Here is a 17,109-nt window from a genome sequence, read left to right on the forward strand (position 1 = left end):
AGGATACCCGTGAGCCCCCTTTCCCACGTGCGCCCGGCATCCGGCGCAACCGAGCTGGCACGCGTCAGCGGCGCGCCAAGGCCGGTCCCGGTTTCCGCCGCAGTGTCCGCCGCCCGAGAGCAGACCGCAACTGTGCTGCCGCTCGCTCGTCCTCCGGCTCCGAGCCCGGTACCCGAGATCCCGCCTGAAGTCGAGGCAGTCGCGCGCAGGGTAGCCCGCGGAGCGCTGGAGGTTATGGGCGGAACGAGACCCTTGCAACAGATGTCCAGGCTGCTCGACGCCCGCAGCTACGAACGCCTTCAGTTGCGGTCCAACCTGATCCGCAGCATTCACGAATCCCACGGCGGCGCCGCTACGGGCAACGCTCTACGGCTCCACCGCAACGTCATTATCCGGTCGGTCCGTATCTGTCCCATCACGCCGAACATCTTCGAGGGTTCGGTGGTCGCCGCCGAGCAAAAGCGCGCCCGGGCAATAGCGCTCAGAATCGAACGTCTACGCGGACAGTGGCGCGTGACCGAACTCCAGATCGGCTGAGGCCATGCAGATGCTACCGAGTCGGCGCAGCTACTTGCGCCGACGCTTCGCCGATGATCGCTGCTCGGCGCGGGTTCCCTTCTCCGCGTCCGATTCGCTGCGACGACGCTCAACCCGGGTTTCGACGCCGCCCTGCGCGTTGGGGGCGGTGAAGGCCAGGCTGGCCGGACGCTCGGGCTCTTCGAGTCCCGCCGCCTTGATGATCGGCGTATCAACCAGGCCCCGCCCATCGGCAACGCCCGGCAGGCCTGCCTTCTGCGCGGGGGCCACTTCAACGTCGAGGTTGAAGATATAGCCGATGCTCTCCTCGCGGATGGCCTCCATCATCGCCTGGAAAAGCACAAAGCCCTCACGCTGATACTCAACGAGCGGATCACGCTGTGCCATGGCACGCAGCCCGATGCCCTCCTTGAGGTAATCCATCTCGTAGAGGTGCTCCTGCCACTTCCTGCCGATGACTGAAAGCACGACCCGTCGCTCGAGTTCACGCATCGACCTCTCGCCAAGCGCCTCCTCGCGCTGCTTATACGCAACCTTCGCATCCGAAAGAATCTCCGCATGGAGGAAGTCGCGAGTGACCTTCGGCTTTCCTCCGGCTTCCTCCAGCACCTCATCGATCGTGAGGCTGATTGGGTAGAGCGTCTTCAGGTTGGTCCACAGCTGTTCGTAGTCCCAGTCATCGCCGTGTCCCTGGGCGGTCGCTTCATCGACCATGGCCGTGACGACATCCTCCAGGAAGTGCTCGACCTTCTCATGCAGGTCATCACCCTCAAGAATGCGTCTGCGATCGCTGTAGATCGCCTCGCGCTGCCTGTTCAGGACGTCGTCGTACTTCAGGACGTTCTTGCGCTGCTCGGCATTGCGGCCCTCAACCTGCCCCTGCGCGTTCTCGATCGCCTTGGAGACCATCTTCGACTCCAGTGCGACATCGTCAGGCATCGAGGAACTGTTCATGATGCGCTCCGCCGCACCGGAGTTGAACAGACGCATGAGGTCATCGGTGAGCGACAGGTAGAAGCGGGACGCTCCCGGGTCTCCCTGCCGGCCGGAACGGCCCCTGAGCTGGTTGTCAATGCGCCGTGATTCGTGCCTCTCGGTGCCGAGCACATACAGCCCACCGAGGTCGCGTACTTCCTGCTGCTCGGCCTCCACTGCCTCCTTCGCGGCAGCGAGCGCGTTGGGCCATTCCGCCTCGTATTCCTCAGGGCTCTCGGCCGGGTGAAGCCCCTTCTTTTCCATTGCGGCCACAGCGTTGAATTCAGCGTTTCCACCGAGCATGATGTCCGTTCCACGACCGGCCATGTTCGTTGCCACGGTGACCGCACCTTTGCGGCCGGCCTGGGCCACGATCGCGGCCTCGCGGGCATGGTTCTTCGCGTTCAGTACTTCGTGCCTGATGCCGGCCTTCGCGAGCTGCTTCGACAGGTACTCGCTCTTCTCGACGGACGTGGTGCCGACAAGAACCGGCTGACCTTTCTCGTGCCGTTCGACGATGTCCTTGACGACCGCGTCGAATTTCGCCACCTCGTTCTTGTAGATGAGGTCGGAACGGTCTTCCCGGATCATCGGCCGGTTGGTGGGGATGGGAACTACGCCGAGCTTGTAGGTGCCCATAAACTCGGCAGCTTCCGTCTCGGCTGTGCCGGTCATGCCGGACAGCTTGTCGTACAGACGGAAATAGTTCTGAAGGGTTACCGTGGCAAGCGTCTGGTTCTCGGCCTTGATCTCCACGCCTTCCTTGGCCTCGATCGCCTGGTGCATTCCCTCGTTGTAACGACGGCCGGCGAGAATACGTCCGGTATGTTCATCCACGATCATGACCTCGCCGTTCAGGACAACGTAGTCCTTGTCCCTCTTGAAGAGTTCCTTCGCCTTGATTGCGTTATTAAGGAAGCCGATCAGGGGTGTGTTGGCGGATTCGTAGAGGTTATGGATGCCAAGGTAGTCCTCGACCTTCTCGATACCGCTCTCGAGCACACCCACCGTGCGCTTCTTTTCATCGACTTCATAGTCGGTGTCGCGGGTCAGACGGGTGACCACCTTGGAAAACTCGGTGTACCAGCGATTCACGTCCCCGGAAGCCTGCCCGGAGATGATGAGCGGCGTACGGGCCTCATCGATCAGGATGGAGTCGACCTCGTCCACAATGGCGAAATTGTGTCCGCGCTGCACCAGTTCACTTGCGCTCCAGGCCATGTTGTCACGGAGATAGTCGAATCCGAACTCGTTGTTTGTTCCGTAGGTGATGTCCGCAGCGTACTGGGCGCGGCGCGTCGCCGGGTCCTGTTTTGACAGAATGCAGCCGCAGCTGAGCCCGAGGAAGCGGAAGACACGACCCATCAGATCGGACTGATATTCCGCGAGGTAATCGTTGGTGGTCACTACATGGACGCCGTTGCCCGTGAGTGCGTTCAGATAGGCCGGCGCGGTAGCCACCAGGGTTTTACCCTCACCGGTCTTCATCTCGGCGATATTCCCAAGATGCAGGGCCGCGCCGCCCATCAGCTGCACGTCGAAGTGACGCAGGCCGAGGGTACGTGCCGAGGCTTCCCTTACCGCGGCGAATGCCTCCGGCAGGAGCGCCTCAAGGGTCTCGCCCTCCTGGTAGCGCTTCTTCAACTTGTCGGTTTCGCCGCGCAGCTCCTCGTCGCTGAGGCCCCGGAATTCGTCTTCCAGTACATTGATCGCATCGGCGTAGTTGCGGAGTTGCTTCAGTGTCTTCTTATCGCCGGTACGAAGGACTCGTTCAAGAAGTGATGGCACTGGTATTTGCTCCCAATCTAGGTACGCCGTTTACTGGCGGGTTCAGTCTACGTGAGAGACGTCCTGTCCCCCGATTTAGTTCCCGGCCAAACTCGCCGGCCAGATGCGCGGCGACCTCGCCTGCGAGATCCCCCCGGGGTTCGACATCGATGCGCTCCAGGCCCAACCAGTCAGCCATCAGCACCAGCTCCGCGGCCAGCTCGACGGCGGTGTCCGCCGGTGCCGAAGACTCACCGTATGCGCCGCGCACGACCAGGCGGTTCTGGGCACGGTCCGCCTTGAGGTCGACCCGCGCGGCCATGCAGTCGCGCAGGAGGAACGGCAACACATAGTAGCCATACCTGCGCTTTCCCGCCGGAGTATAGATCTCGATGCGGTAGTGGAATTCAAACAGGTTCTCCAGCCGCCGGCGCTCGAAAACGGCAGAGTCGAAAGGACTCAGCAGCGCCCTTCCCGTGGCTGCCCTCGGGAGCACCGAGCCGGCATAGCGGTAGGCGGGCTGGTTCCACCGGTCGATCGTGACGGGAATGAGGGTGCCGCGCTGGACGAGGACGGATAGTGCTTCATCGGTAGCCTTCATCGGGAGGCGGAAGTAGTCAGCAATACAGCGGACGGTTCCGACCCCGATGGCCCTGGCAGCGCATTCTGCCAGGTGGAGATACGCTTCGGCAGCGGGGACTTCAAGCTGGGCGGCCCGCGGATCCGGCAAGACTTTTTCCGTCAGTGCGTAACGCCGCTCGAATTGCGCGGTTCTCCCCGCAGACGAGACCAATCCACGTTGGAAGAGGTCCTCGAGGACCCTTTTCGCCGAGCTCCAGTTCCACCCCCACTGATCTGTCGTCCTCTGCTCGATGTGGCCGATACGTTCCTGTACTTGCGCTGCGGTCAGGGGTCGGCTCCTCGCGAGCAGATCAAGAATGCGGCTGGCGAGGGAATCCCTCAGCTCCTCGGGCAGCGAAGCAGCGCCCGCCCATTTTCGGGTCTGGGTTGAGACGAGGTATGGAAAGAGCTCCGGCAGAACCAGGGATGCCTCATGTGCCCAATACTCCACCAGGCGGCGCGGGCCCATGGATGAGAAACGGTCCAGAAGGGTTCGGTCGTAGACACCCAGGCGCGCGAACAACGGTAGGTAGTGGCTGCGGGCCAGCACGTTGACGGAATCGATCTGCAGAAGCTGAAGCCGGGCAAGGGTGCGGCCCACCTCCCGGGTTCCCGGTGATCTGGTGGGCCGCTCCCGTGCCAGTCCCTGCGCCTCCAGCGCGATCCGGCGTGCCTGATGGAGGGTGAGGGAATAGGTCATTGCCTGATCATAGATTCCTGTCAGGCACTACGCAGTTGCTGCCTCCCGTGCCCGGTAGGCGACAAGCTCTTCGTGCGGGTCTTCCGGCCCGTCCGCGCACTTCGCGTCAAGGGTGATGACACCGTAGGTCCACCCCTGGCGCCGGTAGACAACAGACGGTGCACCAGTCTGTGAATCCACGAACAGGTAGAAATCGTGGCCGACAAGCTCCATGTTGTCCACTGCGTCATCGAGGCTCATCGGGATTCCCGAGAAGACCTTCCGGCGAATCAGGACGGGCGAATCGCCGGCAGGGACGTCATTGTCGATCTCATAGTTCGGCATGTCGACCGTGTCGGCGCTGCCGGTGTGGTTGGACGACGCCGCATAGATCGGTTGATCCGTACTCGCCGGTTCCAGCGTGGCGGTCGCCTCCCTGACCGCAACGGGTGTATGCCTGCCGTGATGCACCTTGCGGCGGTCCCGCGCGCGGCGAAGCCGCTCCAGCAGTTTGCTGTACGCGAGGTCGAATGCCGCGAACTTGTCCGCTGCGGAAGCTTCCGCCCGGATGATCGGCCCCCTCTGCATCACCGTGAGCTCCACGGTCAGCGCACTGTCTGCCTGACGTGCGTTGGGCTCCTTGGTGACCTTCGCGTCAAGCCTTTGAACCTTGTCCCCCAGTTGTTCGATTTTGTCGATCTTTTCCTCCGCATATTCGCGGAAGCGGTCAGAAACTGCGAGGTTTCGTCCGTTGATCATAAATTCCATAGTGCCCTCCAAAATCGCTCAGGTGACACAACAGCGGCCGAGGATGAGCTCCTTCCAGCCGCTGTCGATGGGTAACTGTCTTCGTTGTGATACCCATACTTCACGGTAGTTCACCAAGTGTTTGAATTCACCCCTACCCGCCGGTTTTTTTCGATGGATCGCTCCGGGCGTTCTTCGGGATGCTTGGGACATCCCCCGGTACGGACGTCTATCGGGCTGAGCTGTTCTCCTTCCCACGGGGTGCCGGCGTCGCCGCGATCACCACGGCGCCTGAAACCACAGCCCCGGCGTTCCGGAGCACCCGGGCGGTTTCAGCGATGGTCGCTCCGGTGGTGAGTACGTCATCGACAATGAGGCAGGCCCGGCCCGGGCGGATGAGCCGCATCAGCGGAGCGGCTTCCATGCTGCCCACAAGGTTCTGCCGCCTCCCCTGCCTGCCGAGCGCCTTTTGCGTGCGTCCGCCCGAAGTGAGCGTCCAGGCCGTTCGCGGCCGCCAGCCGATCCTGACGGCGGCCGCAACCGATGTCCCCGCCGGCAGTTCCGCCCTGCGGTCCAATCCGCCGAGCAGCAAGGACAACGGATCATAGCCGCGACGCCGGGTCGAGGCACCGCGCGCGGGAACCGGAACGAGCAGCACTTCCGCGGCCTCCGCACAGAGCGTCCATCTGGCCTCATGCAGCGCACCGGCAAGCGCCGCCTGCAGCCAGCGGCCGATATCCGTATGGCCGTGGTTCTTGAATGCAAGCAGTGCGGCCGACAGGGCCCTGGCATAGGAGCCCGCTGCCATCACTGGGAGGGGACTGAAACCATCTGCGTCGGGACCGGCTGCACCCAGCCCGCATACCGCTTCCGGCAGCGCCTCCGCTCCCTGCTCGGCGCGGAACGGCCGGACGGTGGCGCGGCGCAGCGTGGCCGCACACCCGGCGCACAGGGAGTTATCCGGCAGCTCGCACACCACGCATTCAGTAGGAAGGATCAGCGAGCCGAACTCGCGCAGGGCGCCCTCCAGACGGCCGCAGGTGGGGTGCAGGCGAACGGCGTCCAGGCGTCGTTCCAACCCTGCCTTCCACATGCCTAAACCGTGTCACAGCGGACGCGGGGGCGTCGGCGATCCGGTCAGTCTGTGGATAAGGTCCAGGAACCGTCAGCCGGCAAAGGAAGGATCGCGCGCGGTGACGCCCTGATCCGTCCAGGTGTTTCCCACTACGCCGTAGATGCTGTTTCCGCTCTGCGCGAAGACGTTGGTGCGGCCGGTGCCTGCGCTGAGGTGCTGAAGACCGGCGAGGGGCCGGAACTCGTCCGGCTCCGAAGCGAAGGGAAGGAGTGTGGCGGTAACCGAACCCTCCGTGGCGGTATCCGCGACGACGACGGAGGTTTCGGTAACCCACTTTGCTGTGTCCACAGCCCCGGGCGGATTAAGCGAGATCGGATCGCTCAATGTCTGGGGCACGCCGTCCTCGCTCCGGCTCACACCGGACAACAGCAGCTGGCTCTGCCCGGACTGCTGGGCGACGATGAGCGCCCGCGCCCCGTCGCGGGAGATGCGGATCTCGCTGATCGTCCGGTTTCCCAGCCATGGCGCGAGGACATCGATCGCGTTGTCGGTACTTCCCCCCGGTGGGATCGCCCGCACATAGGAGCGCCCGTCGGAGGTTCCCGCCGTCCAGATCCAGTTGGCGGGATCATAGCTCGGTGGGGTCAGGTTCGATCCTGCCGTCACCGCTCGGACGTTCTGGCCCTCGCCGGTTGCCAGGAGCCGGGTCCGTTCATCGTTGAGGAATGCGAAGTTCCTGCCGTCATAGGACATCGCCGGGTCAACCGGATCGAATCCGGCGACGGAGGGCACATCCGCTGCGGGAGACAGCTGACCGCCCTCGAAGAAGGCCAGTTCATTCTCGCTGATCACTATCTGCCTGCTGGGAACGGCCGGGTCCAGTTCGGGCAGCACCAGATCGGGATCAATGTCGTACGGAATCGGCTGGCCCGCCCGCAGCTCCACCGAGTTCACCGTGTTGAGTCCCGTCAGCGTCACCCGGAGCTGCTGTTCCATCTGCTGGCGGCGCAGGTTGTCGGTTGCGGTGAGGATGTCCTGCGTGAAGTCGACCGTCGCCGTCCCCGATTCAATGGGGACGGATTCAACCGCAAGAGCTGTGTTTTCCGGGAAGGCGCTGGTTACGGCACCCTGGAGGTAAGGCGCCGGGCCGTTGATCAGCGCCTTGACGATATTGGTGGCGATACCCTGGCGGTTCACGAACCAGCGCACATCGGGAACCCAGTACTGGTAGCTGCTGCTGTAGTAGTAAAGCTCATGTGGTTGGAGAAGGTTCTCGGCATCCGCTGCGGAAATCATGATTCCGGTCGGGATCTCGGCGACGCGCCATTCTCCCTGCACCTGCTCCATTCGGACTGTCATGGATTCTGTGGTGCCCGGCCCCACGTTGCGCCTGATTCCCGCCGCGTCGATATAACCCGCCACTTCCACCTGAAGCTGGAGCTCGCCTTCGGTCGGTGTGGAGCTGATCTTGAAATCCGAGCGGTAGATGGTGATTTCCTGCTCCGGCGCCCAGGTCTGTGCGAGCGATGGAGTGAGATACGACCGGGCCACACTGTAGTTGTCCGAAACGCCGATTCCTGCCACGAGGAAGCCGTTGAGTATTTCCCCGGGCCGGGCGCCTTCCCGCGGGGGCGGCGGATTATTCACAAATCGAGCACCCGTCTCAGCCTCGGCGGTCGCCTCGATGGTGCCCACCGGCCCGGCCGTCGGTATGGAGGAGCAGGAGGTCAGGAGGAGGAGGAGCAGGATCACGAGCGGAGCGATCCGCCCGATAACGCCCGCGGTCATCGTTCTCCTCCAGCCGCGCTGTGCAGTGTGGGCACTGCGTCCGGCGTCGTGGTTGCCGTGGCCGGACCGGGCGGGAGCGCTGCCTGTCGCGGGGGAAGCGGCAGGGGAGACACTTTCAGCACGGAATCGCGGCGCTTCGGCAGCGTGAGCCGGAAACAGGAACCTTCCCCCGGTGACCCCCACGCCTGCAGCCACGCGCCGTGGAGCCGTGCGTCCTCAGTGGCGATCGAGAGCCCCAGTCCGCTGCCGCCGGTGGTGCGTGCCCGGGCCGGGTCCGCACGCCAGAACCGGTCGAACACCCTGGCCGCATCCAGCGGGGTCATGCCGATGCCGTGGTCACGGACGGCAACCGCCACGGCATCGGGGTTGGACGCGATGTAAATGTTGATCGGTTTGCCTTCGCCGTGTTCCAGCGCATTGACCACGAGGTTACGCAGGATGCGGTCGATCCGGCGGGGATCGACGTCAACCACGCACTTTGACTCGTTGGAAATTACCGTGATGTCCGACTTGTGGCTCTCCGCCAGGGGACGCGCGCCGTCGATGACGTGGTGGACGATCTGGAAGATATCGGTGGGCTCGGCGTCAAGAACTGCAGCACCGGCGTCGAAGCGGGAAATTTCCAGCAGGTCCGCGAGAAGGGCCTGGAACCGCTCGACCTGGTTGTACAGGATTTCCGCCGACCGGCGATTGACCGGGTCGAACTCCTGGCGTGCGTCATGGAGTACTTCCGCTGCCATCCGGACAGTGGTCAGTGGCGTCCTCAACTCATGGGAAACATCGGAGACAAACCGCTGCTGCATCTGGGAGAGCTGGGCCAACTGGGTGATCTGGTCCTGGAGGCTCGCGGCCATGTGGTTGAAGGACGCGCCGAGCCGGGCCACTTCATCCTCTCCCTGCGTCTCCATCCGCTCCTGCAGTTGACCCGCGGCCAGTTTCTCCGACACCAGCGCGGCGTGGCTGACGGGCCCCACCACGCTCCGTGTGACGAGCCAGACGATGGCTCCGATGGTCACCAGCAGCAGTGTCCCCCCGATCCAGGTAACTCCGTGGATGTAGTCCAGGGTGGCCTGCATGGATGAGAGGTCATAGATGAGGTACAGCGAGTACTCCGTCTGTTCCGGAGGGAGAGTCACTTTTGTGCCGAAGGCGATGCCCGGCACATTGAATTCGGTCCCCGAGGCTGAGGTGGCAAGCGTGATCGGGGACCAGTACTGATCGTCGCCGTTGCGCACTGCCTCGGCGAGCGCTTCCGGAATGGCCGAGGACTCCGTCAGTCCCGGGCTGGCAAAGGGCGACACGAAGATGCTTTCCTGCCCCGGTACGCCCTTGAGCATGAACTGCCGCGGCGCGTCGGCACCCCCACCCTCAAGGCTGGGGAGTGTGTCACGGACCAGCTGCGCTGTGGACTCCCGGTCGGTCACGGATGTCTGGGCGAAGATCTCCCGAACCTCGCTCAGGCCTGCGCTTGCCTCGGCCTTGAACTGGTCCAGTCTCTCCTGGTACAGCCCGTTGGCGATCTGGCTGGAGAGGAACGCGCCCACCGCCATGAGCGCGACTGCGGTGAGGACCAGGGTGGAGGTGACAGTCCGGAACAGTAGTGATCGACGCCAGCGCCGCGCTACCTGCGCCGTGACGGACCGGACCCACCGCCAACCCTGCGCGGCGCCCTGGGACGCCGAGCTCAGAGACTGGCCTGCCCGCACTTCCAACTTATGCTTGTCCTGCCTTATATCCGACGCCGCGAACCGTCAGTACGATTTCGGGAGCTTCAGGATCCCGCTCGATCTTGGACCGTAGCCGCTGTACGTGAACATTAACGAGCCGGGTGTCCGCGGCGTGCCTGTAGCCCCATACCTGTTCCAGCAGCAGCTCCCGGGTGAAGACCTGCCACGGCTTCCGCGCGAGGGCAACCAGCAGGTCGAATTCCAGCGGTGTCAGTGAGATCGGCTCCCCAGACCGGGTGACCGAGTGTCCCGCCACATCGATGCTCACCTCGCCGATGCGGAGCGTTTCAGGTGCCTTCTGGTCACCGGGACGCAGACGGGCTCGGACGCGCGCCACAAGTTCTGCCGGCTTGAACGGCTTCGGTACGTAGTCATCCGCCCCTGACTCCAGACCGCGGACGACGTCGGACGTATCCGATTTGGCGGTCAGCATCACGATGGGCAGGTCCGATTCATTGCGGATCTGCCGGCACACCTCGATACCGTCGATACCCGGAAGCATCAGGTCCAGGAGGACAAGATCCGGCTTGGTCGCCCGAAAGACTTCGACCGCCTGTGCTCCATCGGCACAGAACACCGGGTCGAAGCCATCGTTGCGCAGAACGATGCCTATCATCTCAGCCAGTGCCTCGTCGTCGTCTATGACCAGAATGCGTGCCTTCATATCCCCATAATCTCCCATTGCCCCAGCGATGTCGCATCGGCGCGCGCCATGCCCGCAGCCGAAGTGCCTTTGTCATCCTAGAGGACTATTTCGGGGCGACCCGCAGCCAACGTGCGCCGGAGCGCCGGCGATGGAGAACAATGGAAGCACAGAGCCCCGGCAGAAACGTCAGAGCCGGTAACTATAGTTCAGCGTGTAGGTAGCGGAGGGGCCTGGTACGTCCGGGCCTGAAGGAGCCGGCACCGGATCAAGCGGGCATCCGGCGGCACACCAGGGTAAGGGGATCAGCATGAGCGGGAACTTCCCGGAAGGGAAACCGGAGGATCGGCCGTGGCAGCCCCCGTCCGGGCCGCAGCAGTGGGGGGAAAATCTTCAGCCGCAGTGGGGCCAGGGCCAGCCCTGGCCGCAGGGGCAGCCGGCTCCCCAGGCGCAACCGGGATGGCCGACTCCACCGCCCGGCCAGTTTCACGGCTATCAGGCACCGCCCAAGCCCGGCATCATCCCGCTGCGCCCGCTGGGGTTGGGCGAAATACTGGACGGTGCCTTCCAGGCCTGCCGCCGCAACCCCCTCTCAACCTTTGGAACGGCAATCCTGTTCCAGATGATCGTCGCCGTCGTCACCGTTCTCCTGACCGTCGGGCTGACGGGCTCCCTCACCTCCTTCGACCCGGTCACCGCCTCCTCCGCGGAGATGACCGGGCTCGTGGCGTCTGCACTTTCCGTCGGCTCCGTTCTTGTCCTCCTGACCTCCGTCGGCGTACTCATCCTGCAGGGTGTGCTGATCATTCCCGTTGCCCGGGCCGTACTCGATGAGCGAACCGGTTTCGCCGGGTTATGGAAACTCGCCGGTCCCAGGATCCTGCCTCTGCTGGGGCTGGGGGCAATCCTCTTCCTCCTCTGGACCGTTTCGCTTGCCATTCTCATCCTCATCCTCGTCGGACTGTCCCTCGCACTCCAGGACGCAGCCGTCGCCATTGTCGTCATCGGTGTGCTGGCAGCCGTAGCCGCGGCCGTCTGGCTCAATATCAAGTGGGTGATGGCGCCGGCTGCCCTGATGCTTGAAGGCGTCGGCCCCATTGCCGCACTGCGTCGCTCCTGGACCCTCACCACCGGCAACTGGTGGCGGACGTTCGGAATCCTGGTGCTCACTTCGATCATCGTTTCGATCATCACGCAGGTGGTGGCGGCTCCGGTGTCCTTCCTTGCCTTCGGTTTCGGATCATTCACCTCGACCCCGGCCAGCACCGAAGCGGCACTGCTTGAGTCCTTACCCGTGCTCCTGATTGTTCAGGCGGTGACTGCGGTCTTCACCGCCATCGGCTTCGCGTTCCAGGCCGGCGTCACCGCGCTGCTCTACGTCGACCTCCGGATTCGCCGGGAGGGTTTCGACATCGTGCTGCTCCGCGAGAACGAGGCGCGGGCGCACGGCGCCTACTCCCCCATTCCCGGACAGTCGGCCGGCGGACAGTTCGGCCACCCGGGGGACGCACCGCCGCAGAGCCGGCCGGGAGACTGACGCCGGTGTACCACGCTGAACCGCTGTTCCTGCTGCCTGTCGCTGTGCCGGTGCAGCCCGACGCTGATGAGGCTCGCCGACTGCTGCAGGATGAGCTCGCCAAGGACGCCTACCGGCAGGCCGAACCCTCGCTCCTTGAACGCGCCTGGACAGCCGTCCTCACCTGGCTCGGTGAGCTCCTGGGCCAGATCAGAAGTGTTGACGCAGGAGTGGGGACCATTCTGCTCGCTGTGGGTGCCGTCGTCGTCATCGCTGCAGCTGTGCTCCTGATCAAACCGCGGCTCAACGCCGGAAGACGCCCTGATCCAACAGTTTTTCCTGCCCGGTCGAGCCTTTCGGCGCAGGCGCACCGGGAATTCGCAGAGGCTGCCGCTCGTACCGGAAACTGGGATGAGGCACTCACCGAACGGTTCCGCGCCATTACCCGCGCCGCCGAAGAACGCGTGATCCTCGACGAGCAGGCAGGGCGAACCGCCGTCGAGGTGGCCCATCGCCTGCAGAATCTGTTTGCCGCCCAGTCGGAAGAACTTCACTGGCTGGCGGAGCGCTTCAGTGAAGTGCACTACGGTTCCCGCCCGGCCGGCCAGGCCGATTACCGGCGTGCCGCGGAACTGGACCGGGAACTGCAGCGCACCCAGCCCCGTCGGCAGGCAGGCAGCGCGCAATGGGCGGCACCGGTATGACAGCGCACGTGCCCACCAAACCGCCGGAGGCCCGGTCCACCGGTAGCGAAGCCGCACCGACGGCTGCGGAAGTGGTGGGCGACGGCGGAAGCTTCCGCGCCACCGTACTCGGCAGGTTGGGACGCGCCCGCAGCTGGATCATCCTTGGTGTCCTGCTCGGAACCGCGGTCCTGCTCGGCGCGCTGGCCGCAGGATCGGGAGAACGGGAGCCGCTGTCCCCTGAGAACCCGGCACCGGAGGGCGCCCGGGCAGCAGCAGAGGTCTTGGGGCGCAGTGGCGTCGAGGTGGTCCGCGCAGAGTCATTTGACGATGCGGTGGGCGCATTGCAGGGACCGGATGACACGCTGCTCCTGCACGACCCCAATACCTGGTTGAGCGCGGAACAGCTTGCTGCCCTTGGCGGCGGACTCGCGGATCGGACCGTCCTGGTGGAGCCTGGACTTCCCGCACTGACCGAACTTGCTGACGGCGTTCGTTCCGCCGGGGTGGTTCCTGCAGAACCTGACGGACCCCTCGAGGCGGACTGCGCAAGCCCGGACGCACGCGCAGCCGCGGAGGTGAGCGCGGGCGGATTCTCCTACCGCGGCCAGGGGACCTGCTTTCCCCTACCCCAGGACGACGGTGCCGATCCCGCCGGCATCTTCGTCACCACCCCCGATGAAACCGTGGCCGTTCTGGGGCACGGTGCGATCATGAGCAACGGCCTCATCGATGAACATGGTAACGCCGCACTGACGCTGCGGGTCCTGGGAAGCACTCCGACACTGGTCTGGTACCAGCCCACGGCTGAGGACCTTGCAGTCACCTCCGGGCCGGTCGATCCCCGGAGCCTGCTGCCGGGTTTCGTCAATCCCCTGATGTTCTGGCTGCTCGTTACGGCGCTGATCGCTATTCTGTGGCGCGGCCGTCGTCTGGGCCCGCTGGTCACCGAACCGCTTCCCGTCCTCGTCCGCTCCTCTGAAACCGCTGCCGGCAGGGCACGCCTCTACCAGGACGCCGGCGCCGTGGCACATGCCGCCGAAACGCTGAGGGCAGCGACCCTGAACCGCCTCGCCGCTGCAGTGCGCATACCGCCGGGCAGCGCGCGTTCATCGGTCGTCGAGGCCGCTGCCCGGAGAACCGCCCGTGAATTCACCGACCTCGACCGGCTGCTCAACTCCTACATCCCCTCCTCCGACGCACAACTGGTGCAATGGAGTCAGGAACTGGAAAAACTCGAACAGGAGATCCTCCGTCCATGAACCAACAACACCCGCACCGGCCGGCACCAGCTGAGCACCAGACGGCTGAAGTCCCTGCCGAGGCAGGCTCAGCAGCGCCCGCCCACACACATCCGGCAGATCCGGCCCGCAGTGCCCTTGTTGCAGTGCGCAGGGAAGTGGCGAAGGCCGTTGTCGGGCAGGACGCAGCAGTGACCGGGATGCTCATCGCACTGCTGGCGAGGGGGCATGTCCTTCTGGAAGGTATCCCCGGGGTGGCAAAGACACTGCTGGTCCGCAGCATGTCTGCCGCCCTCAGCCTTGATACCAAGCGGGTACAGTTCACGCCGGATCTGATGCCCGGGGATGTGACAGGCTCGCTCATTTTCGAATCCCGTACCGCCGAGTTCACCTTCCGGGAAGGCCCGGTCTTCACCAATATCCTCCTCGCCGATGAGATCAACCGAACGCCGCCCAAAACACAGGCGGCGCTGCTGGAAGCGATGGAGGAAAGGCAAGTGTCAGTGGACGGCGTGACGCGCCCCCTGCCGGAGCCGTTCATTGTTGCCGCGACCCAGAACCCGGTGGAATACGAAGGCACCTACCCGCTCCCGGAAGCGCAGCTGGACCGCTTCCTGCTCAAGCTCACGCTTCCCCTACCCGGGCGCGACGACGAGATCGAGGTCGTGCGCCGGCACAGCGCCGGGTTCGATCCGCGTAACCTCGGCGACGCGGGTGTGACCGCTGTCGCGGGTGAACGGGACCTCGCGGCGGCACGGCACGCAGTACAGCGGGTGGGAATTGCTCCCGAGGTGCTCGGGTACATCGTCGACGTGGTGCGTGCAACGCGTTCCGCGCCGTCGTTCCAGCTCGGGGTCTCTCCCCGCGGCGCCACGGCCCTGCTGAACACCTCGCGAGCCTGGGCGTGGCTCTCCGGCCGTGACTTCGTCACCCCCGATGACGTGAAAGCTCTGGCCATGCCCGCCCTGCGGCACCGTGTGGCTCTGCATCCCGAGGCGCAGATGGACGGACTCAGCGTCGACAACGTCCTGGTTAACATCCTCAGCACCGTTCCCGTGCCGAGGTAGCAGTGGGCATCGCAGCATGAGCGTTACCGGTCGCCTCGTCCTCCTTGCGCTCCTCGGCGTTGTCCCGGTGCTCCTCTACCCGGGCCCTGTCTCCATCGCCCTGTGGGCAGCCCTGCTGGTTCTCGGCTCCGCACTGGACCTCCTGCTTGCGGCCTCCCCCCGGGCGGTGGGAGTCCAGCGCCAGCTGCCGGAGACAGTCCGGCTGACTGAGGGGACCATCAGCACGCTCACGGTGCGGAACCATTCCCGGCGTTCCTTCCGGGGCTGGATCCGTGAAGGCTGGCAGCCGTCCGCGGGCGCGCACAACCCGGTGCGCCATCTGAGTGTTCCGGCCGGTGAGGGCCGCAGCGTATCGGTACAGCTGGTTCCCCGCCGCCGCGGCGACCTGCGGGTGCACCATGTGACCATCCGGAGCGCGGGTCCGCTGGGTCTGGCCGCGCGCCAGCTCACCATCCCTGCGCCCGGCATGCTCCGGGTCCTGCCGCCGTTCCGTTCCAAACGGCTGCTGCCTTCCAAGCTGCGGCGCCTTCGTGAACTCGACGGACGGGCAGCAGTGCAGATCCGGGGAGCCGGAACCGAGTTCGATTCACTCCGCGACTACGTTCGCGGAGACGACGTCCGGTCGATCGACTGGCGTGCCTCCGCGCGGCGGCGCGACACCGTTGTCCGCACCTGGCGGCCCGAACGGGACCGCCGCGTAGTGATCGTGCTGGACACGTCGCGGACTTCAGCGGCCCGCATCGAGGACGAACCCCGCCTGGACACAGGGATCGAGGCCTCTCTCCTCCTCGCGGTACTGGCCCAGCGCGGCGGTGACCGCGTGGACTTCCTGGCCTTCGACCGCCGTCAGCGTGCCCGGGTCCAGTCAGCGGGAAAAGGCAACCTCCTCGCAAGCCTCGTCACTGCGATGGCGCCCCTCGACTCCGAGCTGATCGAAGCAGACTTCTCGCGCATCCCCGCACAGGTACGCTCCATCTCGGCCCATCGCAGCCTGGTGGTGCTCCTCACCGCACTCGACTCAGGTGCCGTGGAGGAAGGGCTGCTGCCCATGCTTCCCTCCCTCATCTCCCAGCATGTGGTGGTGGTGGCGTCGGTCCGCGATCCGCACCTCGACGAGCTGCGCCACCGGCGCGGGACGGCGGCGGAAACCTACCGTGCGGCCGCAGCGGAACGTGCCCTCCTGGACCGGGCCGCTATCAAGGACCGGATTCACCGGCTCGGCGCCGAGGTCGTGGACGAGCCCCCGCATGAGCTTCCGTCCAGGCTGGCTGATCTCTACATCCGTCTGAAAGCCGCGGGCCGGCTGTGACGGCGGCGGCGCCGAATGACTTCCACCAGCCCGCCTCCAGGAGAAATACATGACACTCTCGATCTACCAGCGCGCCCTCGGCGCCGACTTCAGCCGCCTGCAACCTGAACTTCAGGAGTACTTCAGCCTCCACGAGGATTCGAAGGAGTACGGAACCGGACGCGGCACGTTCGGCGTCGCCGGCGCGCCTGCTGCACTCCTGCGTCCGTTGTTCGCGCTCGCCGCAAGGGAGAACTCGTTCTTCCCGGAATACGAAAACAACGTGGACTTCACCGTGCGCAACTGGGCGCACCGCGACCCGTTCGGCAGGCCCTCGCTGACCGCGCGGCGTGGGATTTCCTTCAGTAGCGCCACGCGGGTGTTCGAGGACACCACGTCGTGGACCGGGGACCGGTTGGTCGATTATCTGGGCTCCCATCGCCGCATGGCCACCGCCCTGACCTGTGAAGTAACAGCCGACGGGCGCATGCGGATGATCTCGTCCGCCACCCGCCTGTTTGCCGGACCGCTCAGGCTGCCGCTGCCCGACGTCGTCGGCGCCCAGGCCTACATGGAGCAGTGGTGGGACGAGGATGAGGGCCGCTTCCGCATCAAGACCAACGTGCTGCACAGACAGCTCGGTCCGGTGCTCGTCTACGCCGGCTGGTTCAGCTATGAACTCACCCGGTACGACGGCGTGCTGCCCGGGGATGAGGCGCCGGCACGCTGGGAACGGCGCACCTGAGGAACGGCGT

General features: G+C 65.0%; 14 protein-coding genes. 7 read left to right on the forward strand and 7 right to left on the reverse strand.

What is annotated here, in order from left to right; all coding sequences use genetic code 11:
• Positions 1 to 9: 9 nt before the first annotated feature.
• Entirely contained in the window at positions 10 to 537 is a 528-nt protein-coding gene (locus BLS52_RS18240; protein WP_139186207.1) for an Rv3235 family protein, read from the forward strand.
• 30 nt (positions 538 to 567) lie between these two features.
• On the opposite strand, the gene secA is transcribed toward BLS52_RS18240, so the two are convergent.
• The 7 genes from secA to mtrA form a co-directional block, all read right to left on the reverse strand.
• A complete protein-coding gene (secA, locus tag BLS52_RS00180; protein ID WP_090584091.1) occupies positions 568 to 3,300 on the reverse strand; it encodes a preprotein translocase subunit SecA in 2,733 nt (910 codons plus the stop codon).
• Positions 3,284 to 4,600, reverse strand: coding sequence for a winged helix-turn-helix domain-containing protein (locus tag BLS52_RS00185; protein ID WP_090584092.1), 1,317 nt, complete (start codon positions 4,598 to 4,600; stop codon positions 3,284 to 3,286). The genes secA and BLS52_RS00185 overlap by 17 nt, the downstream gene beginning before the upstream one ends.
• 27 nt (positions 4,601 to 4,627) lie before the next feature.
• Entirely contained in the window at positions 4,628 to 5,347 is a 720-nt protein-coding gene (hpf, locus tag BLS52_RS00190) for a ribosome hibernation-promoting factor, HPF/YfiA family (RefSeq protein WP_026544140.1), read from the reverse strand.
• A 208-nt stretch (positions 5,348 to 5,555) separates the two neighbouring features.
• Positions 5,556 to 6,404 carry a ComF family protein gene (locus BLS52_RS00195; protein WP_175460046.1) on the reverse strand — a complete coding sequence of 283 codons (849 nt, stop codon included), beginning with the start codon at positions 6,402 to 6,404 and terminating at the stop codon, positions 5,556 to 5,558.
• A gap of 87 nt (positions 6,405 to 6,491) precedes the next feature.
• Positions 6,492 to 8,189, reverse strand: coding sequence for an LpqB family beta-propeller domain-containing protein (locus BLS52_RS00200; protein ID WP_090584094.1), 1,698 nt, complete (start codon positions 8,187 to 8,189; stop codon positions 6,492 to 6,494).
• Positions 8,186 to 9,895 (reverse strand): MtrAB system histidine kinase MtrB, encoded by a 1,710-nt coding sequence (gene mtrB / locus BLS52_RS00205; protein WP_245702630.1) that lies wholly within the window; start codon positions 9,893 to 9,895, stop codon positions 8,186 to 8,188. The genes BLS52_RS00200 and mtrB overlap by 4 nt, the downstream gene beginning before the upstream one ends.
• A 7-nt stretch (positions 9,896 to 9,902) precedes the next feature.
• Positions 9,903 to 10,580, reverse strand: a complete 678-nt coding sequence (gene mtrA, locus BLS52_RS00210) for an MtrAB system response regulator MtrA (RefSeq protein WP_026544143.1) — start codon at positions 10,578 to 10,580, stop codon at positions 9,903 to 9,905.
• 289 nt (positions 10,581 to 10,869) lie between these two features.
• On the opposite strand from mtrA, the gene BLS52_RS00215 reads away from it, so the two are divergent.
• The 6 genes from BLS52_RS00215 to BLS52_RS00240 are packed head-to-tail and all read left to right on the forward strand — an operon-like array spanning position 10,870 to position 17,099.
• Entirely contained in the window at positions 10,870 to 12,096 is a 1,227-nt protein-coding gene (locus BLS52_RS00215) for a DUF7847 domain-containing protein (RefSeq protein ID WP_090584095.1), read from the forward strand.
• A gap of 5 nt (positions 12,097 to 12,101) precedes the next feature.
• The gene (locus BLS52_RS00220; protein ID WP_175460047.1) at positions 12,102 to 12,779 is read left to right on the forward strand and encodes a DUF4129 domain-containing protein; all 678 of its coding nucleotides are present in this window, start codon (positions 12,102 to 12,104) and stop codon (positions 12,777 to 12,779) included.
• Positions 12,761 to 14,020: a DUF4350 domain-containing protein gene (locus BLS52_RS00225; protein WP_090584097.1), complete on the forward strand. Its 1,260-nt coding sequence runs from the start codon at positions 12,761 to 12,763 to the stop codon at positions 14,018 to 14,020. Before BLS52_RS00220 ends, BLS52_RS00225 begins: the two co-directional genes overlap by 19 nt.
• Entirely contained in the window at positions 14,017 to 15,066 is a 1,050-nt protein-coding gene (locus tag BLS52_RS00230; protein WP_090584098.1) for an AAA family ATPase, read from the forward strand. Before BLS52_RS00225 ends, BLS52_RS00230 begins: the two co-directional genes overlap by 4 nt.
• Before the next feature lie 16 nt (positions 15,067 to 15,082).
• On the forward strand, positions 15,083 to 16,375 hold the full coding sequence (locus BLS52_RS00235; protein ID WP_090584099.1) for a DUF58 domain-containing protein: 1,293 nt from the start codon (positions 15,083 to 15,085) through the stop codon (positions 16,373 to 16,375).
• 49 nt (positions 16,376 to 16,424) lie between these two features.
• A complete protein-coding gene (locus BLS52_RS00240) occupies positions 16,425 to 17,099 on the forward strand; it encodes a DUF4166 domain-containing protein (RefSeq protein ID WP_090584100.1) in 675 nt (224 codons plus the stop codon).
• Positions 17,100 to 17,109: the final 10 nt, after the last annotated feature.

It is taken from the genome of Arthrobacter subterraneus (assembly GCF_900099735.1).
Classification (GTDB): Bacteria; Actinomycetota; Actinomycetes; order Actinomycetales; family Micrococcaceae; genus Arthrobacter_D; species Arthrobacter_D subterraneus.

Bases quoted from the DNA above. Each gene is read 5' to 3' on its own strand.
- BLS52_RS00185 (WP_090584092.1), bottom strand. From the start codon at position 4,600: ATGACCTATTCCCTCACCCTCCATCAGGCACGCCGGATCGCGCTGGAG.
- hpf (WP_026544140.1), bottom strand. From the start codon at position 5,347: ATGGAATTTATGATCAACGGACGAAACCTCGCAGTTTCTGACCGCTTC.
- BLS52_RS00200 (WP_090584094.1), bottom strand. From the start codon at position 8,189: ATGACCGCGGGCGTTATCGGGCGGATCGCTCCGCTCGTGATCCTGCTC.
- mtrA (WP_026544143.1), bottom strand. From the start codon at position 10,580: ATGAAGGCACGCATTCTGGTCATAGACGACGACGAGGCACTGGCTGAG.
- BLS52_RS00215 (WP_090584095.1), top strand. From the start codon at position 10,870: ATGAGCGGGAACTTCCCGGAAGGGAAACCGGAGGATCGGCCGTGGCAG.
- BLS52_RS00225 (WP_090584097.1), top strand. From the start codon at position 12,761: ATGGGCGGCACCGGTATGACAGCGCACGTGCCCACCAAACCGCCGGAG.
- BLS52_RS00230 (WP_090584098.1), top strand. From the start codon at position 14,017: ATGAACCAACAACACCCGCACCGGCCGGCACCAGCTGAGCACCAGACG.
- BLS52_RS00235 (WP_090584099.1), top strand. From the start codon at position 15,083: ATGAGCGTTACCGGTCGCCTCGTCCTCCTTGCGCTCCTCGGCGTTGTC.
- BLS52_RS00240 (WP_090584100.1), top strand. From the start codon at position 16,425: ATGACACTCTCGATCTACCAGCGCGCCCTCGGCGCCGACTTCAGCCGC.